Raw genomic sequence first — 9,899 nt, forward strand, 5'->3', positions numbered from 1 at the left:
GCGTGACGCGCTTCCCTTCTCCGATGACAGCATCTGGCCCCAGATCATGGAGGAGATCGCCGCCGGCATGTGGTCGTGACCCCGACCGGGGACCGGGCGCGTGAAGCGCTCGGGTGTCTTCTGGGGACGTCCGCACCGGTGAGCCGGAACAGTGTCTCTCCGACGCGGTCTCTGTGCGAAGATCACAGATCGCGAACTGTAGGGGGTGTGGAACTGCGGTGGCCGGCTACTGCAAGGTCGAGTTCGAGGGGTTGTTCCGGCTCGTCAGGGATCTCGGCGAGTGCGCGGACGGGATGCGGTCCGCGATGAAGCAGCTGAAGGACATCGGGCCCAAGGGCGCGGGCTCCGACGAACTGGAGGAGGCCTGCGACTACTTCCAGAAGAAGTGGGGCCACGGCATCGGGCTGATCGCCGAGGCCACGGGCGGCATCACCGAGAAGGTCGCCCGGGCGGGACGGCTCTACCAGCACCTGGACGACCGGGTGGCCGCCACGGTGAGGTCCGTGAGGACTGCCGAACGGTGATGTCCGCGCACGAGGCAGGGGCGGAAGCAGGGGCGGTGGCTCCCGCGGAGACAACGGTCTCCGCAGAGACGGCGGCTGCCGGCGAGGCGCCGCCGGCGTTCCGCTTCCAGGTCCCGCCGGAGTTTCACGCCATCCCCCTGGGCATCGGCGAGGACGAGACCGGATTCGCCGAACAACTGCGGCAGTTCGCGCACGACTACTGGGGCGAGGACGAGAAGCGGGAACCCCTGCGCCGCCTGACCGCCGCCCTGTATGCGGCGAACGCCGAGCAGCTCGTCGCGGGCGGGACCGTCTACAGCGCGCTCGGCATCTTCCCCATGGGCGGCGGTCCGGACGGCTCCGAACCGCCCGAGCGCGTCAGCCGCGCCACCCTCACCGTCAGCGTGCGCGACCTGGAGAACCCGGATCCCCACCTCACGGCCGCGGGCATCGCCGAAGCACTGGACAAGGCCGCCGGGAACGGCGATGCGGGCGAGGTCCAGCCGATCGACCTGCCCGCCGGCCCAGCGGTCGTCCGCGTCACCGGTTCCCGGGCTGTGTGGGAGCTGCCGGAAGGGGACCAGGAGAGGTTCTTCGTCCGGATCGAGGTCTGGCTGCCGTTCCCCGACGAGGACCGGGTTCTGCTGCTCTGCCTGAGCACGCCCGACGTGCAGGACCTCTTCCACTACCAAGCGGTCCTCGCGGACATCGCCTACTCCGTCACGTTCGGCGGGGCCGACGCGCCGGTGGACGCCGGTGCGGCCGGCCAGACCACCGTATCTCCCTTCACCTTCTACTGACCGCGTCGAGGAAACCGTCTCCGATGAGCACACAGACGTACGAGGCGCTCGGTTTCGATCCCGCGCCCGGCATGCCGGCCTCCGTGCACCAACTGGTCACCGCACTCACCGGCGTGGGCAAGCAGCTCAACGACGCGCACCAGACGCTGACCCACTTGGGAAAGGCGCGCGGGGCCTGGGTGGGCGAGGCGGCCTCCGCGTTCGCCAAGCAGACCAGTGTGCTGCCGAAGTATCTGGCCGACGGGCACAGTTCGCTGGTCGACGCCGCGCACGCACTGCAGACCTGGGAGTACCGGCTGACGGACTTCCAGGAGCTGGCACGCCGCTACGAGCACGAAGCCACCGCGGCCCGCAAGGCGCTGAAGGAGGCGGAGAACAACCCGGATCTGCAACTCGCGGGCCGGACGTTCGACACGGAAGAGGAACTGCAGGACGCGCAGCGGCGCCTGGACCACGCGGTGCAGCGGCTCAACGAGGCCCAGGACGAGCTGAACGCCATCATCAAGAAGGCCCAGGACCTGCTCGCCCACCACGACGAGGCCGCCCGCGCCGCCGCCAAGGCGATCCGCAGAGCCGCCGAAGTCGCCCCGGACCAGTCCCTGCTCGACAAGATCACCGACTTTGTCAAAGACATCGGCGACCGGATCGAGGACCTCGCGGACGACCTCTGGAACTGGATCAAGAAACACGCGGACACGATCTACAAGATCGGCGACTGGCTCGGCGTGGCCGCCGCCGCGTGCGACGTACTGGCCATCGTCTTCTCGGAGACGGTCATCGGTGCCGCCGTCTTCGAGCTCCTCGGCAGGGTCTTGAACGCCGGCGCCCTGGCCTTCCACGCGACCGGCTGGGCCGCCGGGTCCGAGAAGGGCTCCCGAGTGGACATCGGCCTGGACCTCGCCGGCTTCGTGCCGTTCGGTGACCTTCTGAAAGGGGGAAAGGTTGCCTGGCAGACCTTCAGGGGCGTGGAGATAGGGGCCGACTCCTTCAAGGCGCTCGACCGTATCGAGGAAATCGCCAGCAGGGCGAAGAACGGCGAAGTACTCCTGGAGACCAAAAAAATCCTGGGTCGATTCGGCGAAGGAAAAGCCGTATACCGAGCCACCGCGGAATCCGCCAAGGACCGATTCCTCATGGCTACGGAGCGAGTGTTCAGCGACGCCGTGCGCTATGAACGACCGATGAGCAGCCCCGTAAAATTTCTGGACCAGATGATCTTCCCCAAGGTAATCGATCACACTCCCCTCGGGAAGATCCCCGCCCTGGCCGACGCGGTAAAACTCGGCGACAACAGCAAAACGTTCATCGATCCCACTTCATGGGTGTCACGCGGGACCGAAGCCGCGTACCGCGGGTACAAGTTGTTCGAGTCGACGGAGAGGGCCGCCTCTGCGGACGTCCACGGCAAGTACGAGAAATACAAGGGCGTAATCCACCACGGATGGGGAGTGTTCGAATGACCACGGCGACGACCGGTTCGAACCGCGTATGGGATTCCCGTCCCCCCAAGTCGGCACTGCGCGTCTGGACTCGCTACTGCATCCAGTGGCTGTGGGGGCCGCCGCTTTGGCTGCTCGTCCGTATGCCGCTGATAGTTCTGGCCCTTCTCGATGTGGAGGTCCCGCAGCCGAGCCGGGGGGACATGCCCAAGCCGCGGTGGCGACAGCGGATCTGGATCGACCGGGAGCGCCTGCGCCTGGAGCGCATCACCGATCCGCAGGCACAGGAGCGCGAACTCAGGCAGTTGTTGGCGGACCACCGCCTCAACTGCGTTCCTCCACGTCCCGGCGCTCCCGCGCCACTTCCCTGCTCGGGTGGCAAGCACCGCCTCACTGTCGCGGACAGCTACTTTCGGCTGCTGGGCGCACGACGCGCTTTCGGCATCGCCCATAACGAGTTCGGGTGGGTGCTGGCCGAGAATGCCGAAGCCAAGCTGCCGGGCCGGCTGGAGTTGACCTGCCCCAAAAAGAAATAAACACACCTACCGACTCGGCCGCGTTCCCCTACTGATGCCTTCCCTCCAGGCGAACTCGTCGTGTACTGCAGGCCCTACTCGTTCACCGTCTCACGGAACGCTCCCGTTCCCGTACCGGAACCCCGGCCGGCGCACCTGCCACCCGACGCCGACATGGTCGCGACGATCCGGCCGGCGGCCGGCCGCCGCCCCGAGGACGCCCCGTCGGCGCGGGTCTTCGCGTCCCGTGCCGCGCAGTGCGGGGACAGTCGGGTGCCCGTGCCGTTCTGGATCCACGGCGGACCGGACGGCAGTGGCGGTGCGTCCTGTTCGGTCCGGCCCGCCGCACCGGACGTCCCGGACGCCCCGGACGCCCGGGACGCCCGGGACGTCTACGACGTCCGCACCGCCGAGGGCGTGCCGCTGGCGCGGATCACCCGGCGTGCCGGGCGGCTGCTGCCCTGGCCGCGCCGTGTCCGGTGGTCCGCTCAGGTCACCGGCGCGCCCCGGCCGGTCACGGGCAGGGTGGGCACCTGGTACGCCTGGCTCTGTTATGTGGTGACCGCTCCCGTCTGGTTCCTCTTCGCTCTGGGCGCGATGGTGTACGCGTTCTTCGACGGCACCGCGGACGACTGGACGTTCCGGCGGCCGGCCCGCACCCGCTGGCGCGCGCCCGGCGCCGGCACGGTGCTCGACTACCGGGGCGTCAGCAGGACCTACCGCTCCTTCCCCGGGCGCCTGGACGCCCGGGTCGCCTACGCGCTGGCGGTGCTGCGGAGCAGGGAGGACACCTGAAAGGACACCCGGGCGGACCTAGCAGCACGGACACCCGGACGGACCCGGAAACATACGGCCGGCCGCCCTCACCCCACCCATCGACTCTCCCCCGGCCCCAGATACGTCGGCTCCAGCCCGCCCGTGTCGATCAGCAGCCGCTGCACCACCACCGTCGGGTCCACCGTCCAGAACTTCAGGCGGTGGACGCCGGCCGCAGCCACCATGTGCCTGGTCGCCGTGAGGCCGAAGACAAGTATGAGAGATACAAGAACGCAACCGATCAAGCACGGGGAGCAGCTGGGTGAATGCGTCGACGACTGGCTCGAATCAGGTTTGGAATCCTTATCCGCGCAGACCACCACTGCGTCTTTGGGCACGGTACTGCCTGCAGTGGGTGTGGGGGCCGCCGGTCTGGATCCTCACCCGCATCCCGTTGGCCCTTCTCGCCCTCCTCGACGTGGAAGTGGATCCGGTCGGTGGAACTGGGGCCAGGAAGGCACCTTGGCGTGAGCGGATCTGGATCGACCGGCGACGGCTGCGGCGAGAGCGCATCACTGATCCTCAGGCACAGGAGAAGGAACTCCGGAAGATACTGGAGAACAACCCCCTGAACTGCAATCCACCGGGTTCCGGAACGGTTTCGCGCCTGCGCTGTGAATCAGGCGGACACCACCTCGGCATGGACCAGAGTTACTACCGGCTCATCGGCGCACGACGCGCCTTGGAGATCGCCCACAACGAGTACGGGTGGATTCTCGACGAAAGCGAAAGCAAGCTGCCGTTCTGGCTGGAGCTGACCTGCCCTGCCCGAAAGGATACGCGCACATCGAAACAATCGGGATAAAAGCGATCGCCGCCGATCCTCGGATGGGCGCTCGGCCTCCGAAGTCGCCGGTCGCGGCATGTCTGCGGTACGTGTTGCAGTGGCTGTGGTTCCCGGTGCTGGGGGCGCTGTGGCTCGTGCCGTACCTGGTCCTCGTGTCCGGGTACTTCATGGCCTTCTTCCCCTTTGCGTTCGTCTGGGACGTCGACGTTCCGGATCCGCCCGGCAGTGGGCGGCGCTTCCGTTGGCGGCGGCGCATGTGGCTGAACCGGAAGCGGATGCGCCGTGAGTGCTCGCGGGACGTGCTCTGGGTCGAGGACCAGTTGCGGGCGCTGTTCGACGGCCGGGCCCCGGTGCTGGAGGGGCGGCAGAGCAGCGGGACCACCTGGCGGCACCGGGACGGCCGTGTCGAGGTCGACGACAGCTACTTCCGGCAGTTGGGTGTGGCACGCGCCCTGCGGATCGCGCAGGAGCACGGCTGGTCCGCCGACGAGGCCGGGCTGCGTGCCGCGCCCACGTGGCTTGTGTTCCACCGCGCGGGCACCGAGGGATGACGCCGTGGATCACACCCCGTACGCGTTCCAGGCCTCCTTGACCTTCTCCTCGGCAACGTGGCCGCTCTTGTCGCACAGGTCGTAGACACCCCCCGTGGCGATATCGCCGTCACCACCTCACTGCTGGCAGTGAGGTGGTGACGGCGATATCACACGCACCCTCCGTGATGGTGCCGATCGGCCCGTCGGCCACCGCCGACTGTGGTACGGCCACACCCACCCCCAGCACAGCCCCCAGAGCGAGCAGCAGGGCCGCCAGGCGCCTCATGAGGCCTCCCGGATAGCGGTCCACCCGTAGTCGTTGAACTTGGCGTCACCCGGAGCCCCCATGCCCGGCGCAGTCAGAGTCTTGGCCTTCTTCAGGGCCCGCGCCGTCACGTCCACCGACAGCTTCCAGTCCCCGTCCTCCCACACCGCACCGTTGACCAGCCGAGCATAGGAACTCTTCTCCTTGGCCGTCTCCCCGTTCTTCTGCGTCACTCGGAACAGCAGCCACACGCTGACCTCGTCCGACGACTTTTCGATGACCTTGAAGCCCACCACGTTGCTGCGAACGTACGCGCCGGACGGCAGCGCCTGGCCAGGGCTTACGCCCATCTCCTTGTGCAGGCTCTTGTCGGTCTGCTGAGACTGGCTCTTGACCTGCTCGACGTACTGCGAGGACTGGTCTGCCTTGGCGATGTAGCTGTAGTAGATGCGCAGTTGCTCGTCGACGTTGGACCTGTTGGCCTCGATGTCGGTGGTGTTGGCGGCCGCCATCATCGCCACGGCGCCCTCGGTCGTGTGCGGGAAGCCGATACGGCTGCCGCGTATGTCGGTGAGAGCTCCTCGCGGCAGCGCCGCCCAGCGTTCCGGCTCCGTCCAGTCGTCCGGGGCTTGGTAGGTGGGCACGGCGCCGGCGAAGCTGCTGGGGGCGCTCGAAGGCACACTGCCCTTGCCCGCGGCCGCCCCGCTGTCGTCGTCTCCGTTGAGCATCGCGTAGCCGGTCAGGCCCACGACGGCCGCGAGCGCCACACCCGCGGCCCACATGCCCTTGGTGTTCCACGTCCCTCTCGTGCGTGACATCTCCCCGCCTAGCCTGCGGTGCCGTTGAGAATCGTGATCAGCGAACCGGCAAGGAGGATGGCGGTCACATCGAGCCCCATCCACTGGAACAGCTCGCTTCCGCCGCCGTGGCGGCTCTTGTCAGCGACGGTCAGCTTGTACACGCCGAAGCCGGTGCCGCCGGCACCGGCCAGGATCAGCAACCACGGCCCGTAGCCGAACAGCCTGGAGACCGGCTCGGACACCCTCGGGATCTCCGTGGGCTTCACGCCAGGGCTGATGCCGGCCAGCGTGACCACCTCGGTGGCCATGTGCATGGTCATTTCTCTTCCATCTGGTGCCGCAGCTTCTCGGCTGCGGCCTTCACGTCTTTGTCCGTCAAGGCCTGCTCGGCCCCCTCCATCGCGCGCAGGATGGACAGATAGGGCACGCTCGTAGTCCCGGCCAGGCGGCCCGCCAGTGCCCGGAAGCGGTAGCGGGCGGCCGGGACCGGCTTCACGGAGGCGTCGGCGACCAGCACCAGCCACGGACGCGGCAGGCCGGGGTGCCCAGCTGCGCAGCATGTGCTCCACGCACGTCGCGCCGTACACGGTCGTCTCCGCCAGCAGCACCGGCCGCGACCCGTACGGCACGGACTCGCCCGGGTGCAGCAGGCGGGCGGTGCCCGCACCGTCGGGATCGAGCATCCGAGCAACAGTCGCCACTGCAATGCCGTAGCCGTGCACGGGGATCAGCGCATACCGCAGCCCAACCGCTGCACCCCCCTGTGGGGTTGATGTCACCGAATGGGTGATCACGCCGCAACTCCCCCCTGTATGCCTCGATTTGCCTCACCCGATCTTGGGCTGGCGGGACTACTGAGGCTAGTCCCGCTGTCACAGCTCAGTAGCGTTTTCTGCAGTCGCCGGAGGTCAGCTCACCCGTGGCGTCGTACGGCGGCGCGCGAGCCCTGGGCGTTCCGGTGTGCGAACTGCTGCCGCCCGGACCAGCCCTGACCCTACGAGATGCGCGCTGCCGCCTCGGACTCACCCAGGCCGAGATGGCCAAGGCAGTCGCACCGCCGCGCTTGAGATCTGCACAGCCTCGCCCGTTGCTTCGACGAAGGGATCCTCCGCCACGGGTGTCACCACGTGTCACTCCCCAGGTCGAAAACGGCCGGACGAACGGCATGTCGACAAGGCGGTCCGGCACCTGCCGACTCACCGCACGACCCGCGAACGCCGGATCTGCCTTCGCGGAACCGGCGATCCGTACGCCGACCGCCTCGCGCCGCGGCTCCAACCACCGCCCCACGGCTGCGATGACCGCACGCCCCCATTCGTCGACGACATCCTTCGTATCAAGTCGCCACCCCGCAATGACCGGTTACCGGACATTCAACAAGCCGGTATCGACGCCGGGTCCGGTCACGGCGCGCAGGTAGCGGACCAAGTGCCGCGGCGTCAGATCGGCGCACGGCCGAAGAGGCTGTGCAGGACCGGAATCGTCAGCAGGTTCTCCTTGCACGCTGACTGTGGCCGTCCTAAGCAGATCCAGTACCGCCCGCACGTAGTCCACGGCTGCCTCGGCGGCACCGGCCTTGCCCTCCACGCGCGACGAACCCAGGGAATGACCGGCCTGCCACGTGGCTATACGATCGCGGACTCGGCCGAACGCGCGTGCCCGACGAATCGAATGAGTCCATGAGCGATGACGTCCTGTCGATCATTCCGACCGATCCCGGTGGCAGCCCGACCGGGCGGCAGCCGCACGGGCCGCCGCACTTGCCGCGGACCTGGCTCCCGGCCTTCCCGATGATGTGGAGGTCGGATCGACGTCACCTGGCACGACACCCTCACGCCCGTCGACTGCGGCGACAACCTGGAACAAATCGGCTGCCCGCACTGCGGTGCCTCGATCGGCATCGAGTGGTGCGCCGGCCTGCCGGAAAATCACTGTGAGGACGGTTTCGCCACCTTGCCGCCACAAAATACACGCACGGACTTTTCACCAATTTCCACTCGTATGATCGAAGCCTACGGCCTCGACAACGTGGTCTATTTTCCGCAGTACCCGATCGGCGCACCCGTCGATCCGCACGCGATGAATCTGCTGAGTTCAGTCGGCCTGCCCCACTCCGAAGCCTTCTCTTCGAAAGAGGACCCGGCGGACCCGTACGAGCCCGGGTTCGACCCGATCGTACTCGGAAGCCGATTCGATCATTACGGGATTCCTTGTCCGCCGGAGAGTCGGACATGGTGGCTGCTGGGTTACCTGTTCACCTCACTCATCGCCCTCGACCCGGAATCCGGAAGGGTATACGCCTTTCCCGAAGGGGAAACGGAATACATCCTGCTGCACCGCGACGTCGAGTCGTTGCTGTTCGCCCTCATCGAGTTCCGCAAGCTTGAAGTCGATCACGACAACGGCGTTGATCCGGAAGAACTCGCCGAACGTTTCAGGCGGATCGTCGGATCCTTCGATCCCACCCCCTTCGCCGACGAGGAGTCGCAATGGAACCTGTCACTCGAGGAGCTGGAGCACGGCATCTGGTGAGACCAGGGAATACGGATTCCGGGCTTACCGGCGAAGAACTGGTACGGGTGCACGGTCTGGACCGCATCGTCTACTTCCCCCAGTACCCCGGCATGGCCCTCGAACCGGCGACCGCGGCGTTCCTCAGCACGGCCGGCCTTCCGGCAACCCGCGCCTTCCTGGTGCGCGCCGACGTCGGCATCGATGACCCGGACCCCATCGAGTTGGGTCCACTGTTCGACCTCGAGGACGACGAGTTCGAGTGCCCGCCCGAGCGCCGGCACTGGCCGGCTCTCGGTTACCTGCGCACGACGCTCCTGGTCATCGACCCCGAGTCCGGGAAGGTTCACGCTTATGCGGAGGGGGAGGAGGACAGCCTGGTGCTGCATCGCGATGTCGAATCGCTCGCGTTCTGTCTGACCGAGTTCCGCAAACTGCTCGATGCGCGGGCTCAAGGCGGTGACACGGCGGCACTGGTGCGTCGGTTCCGCGAGGCGGTGACCAGCTTCGACCCCTCACCTCTCGAGGATGTGGAGTCGGAGTGGAACGTGATGATCGCAGAAATCCTTGACGGTATGTGGTAAAGGGCTTGAGGCGGGACGGCGGAGGCCGGATTTCGATGCTGTTTGACGTTTCGCACGACGACATGGTTTCCGTGCTGGGGACGGACGCCGTCTTCGTGGCACCCCCCGCGGCGCTGCGCGCTGTCCCGGAAGGATCGGACGCCCACAGGCTCCTCGGCACCGTCGGGATCCCGACGGGAGTCTTCCGGCCACAAACTCCCCGGGAAAACGGCGGGTTCCCTCTCGTCAGGGACAGGATCGACCTGTCCGGCCACGAGACACCGCAGGGCTGTGAGGACTGCGAGAACTGGGTGGTCTTCGGCTGGATCCCGCTGACGGCCCTGGCCCTGGACACCGGGACCGGCGG

13 protein-coding genes and 1 pseudogene are annotated in these 9,899 nt (G+C 67.4%); 10 read left to right on the plus strand and 4 right to left on the minus strand.

The features are described from left to right. The first annotated feature begins 218 nt into the window (after nucleotides 1-218). The 5 genes from IE225_RS32145 to IE225_RS32165 all read left to right on the plus strand — a co-directional run bounded on the left by IE225_RS32145 (nucleotide 219) and on the right by IE225_RS32165 (nucleotide 4,052). On the plus strand, nucleotides 219-524 hold the full coding sequence (locus IE225_RS32145; protein ID WP_190061200.1) for a DUF6317 family protein: 306 nt from the start codon (nucleotides 219-221) through the stop codon (nucleotides 522-524). Between the two features lie 35 nt (nucleotides 525-559). Next, nucleotides 560-1,303, plus strand: a complete 744-nt coding sequence (locus tag IE225_RS32150) for a hypothetical protein (protein ID WP_190061201.1) — start codon at nucleotides 560-562, stop codon at nucleotides 1,301-1,303. 23 nt (nucleotides 1,304-1,326) lie between these two features. After that, nucleotides 1,327-2,763 (plus strand): putative T7SS-secreted protein, encoded by a 1,437-nt coding sequence (locus IE225_RS32155; RefSeq protein WP_190061202.1) that lies wholly within the window; start codon nucleotides 1,327-1,329, stop codon nucleotides 2,761-2,763. Further along, complete coding sequence (locus tag IE225_RS32160; protein ID WP_190061203.1) at nucleotides 2,760-3,278, plus strand: hypothetical protein; 519 nt, start codon at nucleotides 2,760-2,762, stop codon at nucleotides 3,276-3,278. Before IE225_RS32155 ends, IE225_RS32160 begins: the two co-directional genes overlap by 4 nt. A 153-nt stretch (nucleotides 3,279-3,431) precedes the next feature. After that, nucleotides 3,432-4,052 carry a hypothetical protein gene (locus tag IE225_RS32165; protein WP_229880206.1) on the plus strand — a complete coding sequence of 207 codons (621 nt, stop codon included), beginning with the start codon at nucleotides 3,432-3,434 and terminating at the stop codon, nucleotides 4,050-4,052. Nucleotides 4,053-4,120: 68 nt separating this feature from the next. On the opposite strand, the pseudogene IE225_RS32170 reads toward IE225_RS32165, so the two are convergent. Beyond that, nucleotides 4,121-4,276: pseudogene (locus tag IE225_RS32170) on the minus strand (hypothetical protein); the annotation flags it as partial. A 59-nt stretch (nucleotides 4,277-4,335) separates the two neighbouring features. Here IE225_RS32170 and IE225_RS32175 point away from each other — a divergent pair. Together IE225_RS32175 and IE225_RS32180 are read left to right on the plus strand one after the other, a co-directional pair. Beyond that, nucleotides 4,336-4,878, plus strand: a complete 543-nt coding sequence (locus IE225_RS32175) for a hypothetical protein (protein ID WP_190061206.1) — start codon at nucleotides 4,336-4,338, stop codon at nucleotides 4,876-4,878. 23 nt (nucleotides 4,879-4,901) lie between these two features. Then, nucleotides 4,902-5,411 (plus strand): hypothetical protein, encoded by a 510-nt coding sequence (locus tag IE225_RS32180; RefSeq protein ID WP_190061207.1) that lies wholly within the window; start codon nucleotides 4,902-4,904, stop codon nucleotides 5,409-5,411. Nucleotides 5,412-5,675: 264 nt separating this feature from the next. On the opposite strand, the gene IE225_RS32185 is transcribed toward IE225_RS32180, so the two are convergent. Genes IE225_RS32185 through IE225_RS32195 form a run of 3 tightly spaced genes read right to left on the minus strand, consistent with a single transcriptional unit; the run spans nucleotide 5,676 to nucleotide 6,975 of the window. Beyond that, a complete protein-coding gene (locus tag IE225_RS32185) occupies nucleotides 5,676-6,476 on the minus strand; it encodes a DUF8175 domain-containg protein (RefSeq protein ID WP_190061208.1) in 801 nt (266 codons plus the stop codon). An 8-nt stretch (nucleotides 6,477-6,484) separates the two neighbouring features. Continuing rightward, nucleotides 6,485-6,778 (minus strand): hypothetical protein, encoded by a 294-nt coding sequence (locus IE225_RS32190; RefSeq protein WP_229880207.1) that lies wholly within the window; start codon nucleotides 6,776-6,778, stop codon nucleotides 6,485-6,487. Further along, a complete protein-coding gene (locus tag IE225_RS32195) occupies nucleotides 6,775-6,975 on the minus strand; it encodes a hypothetical protein (protein WP_190061209.1) in 201 nt (66 codons plus the stop codon). Before IE225_RS32195 ends, IE225_RS32190 begins: the two co-directional genes overlap by 4 nt. Before the next feature lie 1,484 nt (nucleotides 6,976-8,459). On the opposite strand from IE225_RS32195, the gene IE225_RS32200 reads away from it, so the two are divergent. From IE225_RS32200 to IE225_RS32210, 3 genes are all read left to right on the plus strand, one after another. Continuing rightward, a complete protein-coding gene (locus IE225_RS32200) occupies nucleotides 8,460-8,990 on the plus strand; it encodes an SUKH-4 family immunity protein (protein WP_190061210.1) in 531 nt (176 codons plus the stop codon). Then, complete coding sequence (locus tag IE225_RS32205; protein WP_268250027.1) at nucleotides 8,948-9,553, plus strand: SUKH-4 family immunity protein; 606 nt, start codon at nucleotides 8,948-8,950, stop codon at nucleotides 9,551-9,553. The genes IE225_RS32200 and IE225_RS32205 overlap by 43 nt, the downstream gene beginning before the upstream one ends. Before the next feature lie 35 nt (nucleotides 9,554-9,588). Further along, on the plus strand, nucleotides 9,589-9,899 hold a 311-nt coding region (locus IE225_RS32210; protein ID WP_190061212.1), incomplete at its 3' end, for an SUKH-4 family immunity protein.

This window comes from Streptomyces echinoruber (assembly GCF_014651135.1).
Classification (GTDB): domain Bacteria; phylum Actinomycetota; class Actinomycetes; order Streptomycetales; family Streptomycetaceae; genus Streptomyces; species Streptomyces echinoruber.

Excerpts from the sequence above, each read along its gene's own strand:
- IE225_RS32160 (WP_190061203.1), top strand. The coding sequence starts at position 2,760 with ATGACCACGGCGACGACCGGTTCGAACCGCGTATGGGATTCCCGTCCC.
- IE225_RS32190 (WP_229880207.1), bottom strand. The coding sequence starts at position 6,778 with ATGACCATGCACATGGCCACCGAGGTGGTCACGCTGGCCGGCATCAGC.
- IE225_RS32205 (WP_268250027.1), top strand. The coding sequence starts at position 8,948 with ATGGAACCTGTCACTCGAGGAGCTGGAGCACGGCATCTGGTGAGACCA.
- IE225_RS32200 (WP_190061210.1), top strand. The coding sequence starts at position 8,460 with ATGATCGAAGCCTACGGCCTCGACAACGTGGTCTATTTTCCGCAGTAC.
- IE225_RS32155 (WP_190061202.1), top strand. The coding sequence starts at position 1,327 with ATGAGCACACAGACGTACGAGGCGCTCGGTTTCGATCCCGCGCCCGGC.
- IE225_RS32185 (WP_190061208.1), bottom strand. The coding sequence starts at position 6,476 with ATGTCACGCACGAGAGGGACGTGGAACACCAAGGGCATGTGGGCCGCG.
- IE225_RS32180 (WP_190061207.1), top strand. The coding sequence starts at position 4,902 with ATGGGCGCTCGGCCTCCGAAGTCGCCGGTCGCGGCATGTCTGCGGTAC.
- IE225_RS32165 (WP_229880206.1), top strand. The coding sequence starts at position 3,432 with ATGGTCGCGACGATCCGGCCGGCGGCCGGCCGCCGCCCCGAGGACGCC.